The organism is Serratia sp. M24T3 (genome assembly GCF_000257645.1).
Classification (GTDB): Bacteria; Pseudomonadota; Gammaproteobacteria; order Enterobacterales; family Enterobacteriaceae; genus Rouxiella.
Genome location: NZ_AJHJ01000103.1, coordinates 1 through 385, shown reverse-complemented (window position 1 = coordinate 385; position 385 = coordinate 1). Strand labels below are relative to the sequence as shown.

The following is a 385-nucleotide window of genomic DNA, read 5'->3' as shown; positions in this document are numbered from 1 at the left end:
GTCAAGGCGCTCGGTCACCTCGACCTGTTGGTGAATAACGCCGGGACACCTGGCGTCACCAAGCCTATTCCAATACAGGATCTGGATAGCGTATCGGAAGCCTTGTGGCAAACCCTGCTTAACGTCAACCTGATGAGCGTCTTTCGCTGCTCGAAAGCGGCTGCCGCCAGTCTCATCGCCTTGCCGCTGTGGTGGTTGTGGGGGTAGTCGTGTACTTCGCCGCGTTGGGCCTGCTCGGGTTCAAAGTGAAGGACTATGCGCGTAGCTAGCACTTAACCTCTTATTTTAACAATAAAAAAGGCCGCATTTAGCGGCCTTTGGTTTATCTGAAACAGCGAGTTTACATCCGTTCTACAGTTTCAATACCCAGAGTATCCAAACCGGT

At 52.5% G+C, this 385-nt stretch carries 1 protein-coding gene; it reads left to right on the top strand.

The genetic code is table 11. The features are described 5' to 3' along the window. Positions 1–207, top strand: a 207-nt coding sequence (locus SPM24T3_RS24160) for an SDR family NAD(P)-dependent oxidoreductase (protein ID WP_009639470.1), incomplete at its 5' end; no start/stop codon positions are given. Between the last annotated feature and the right edge of the window lie 178 nt (positions 208–385).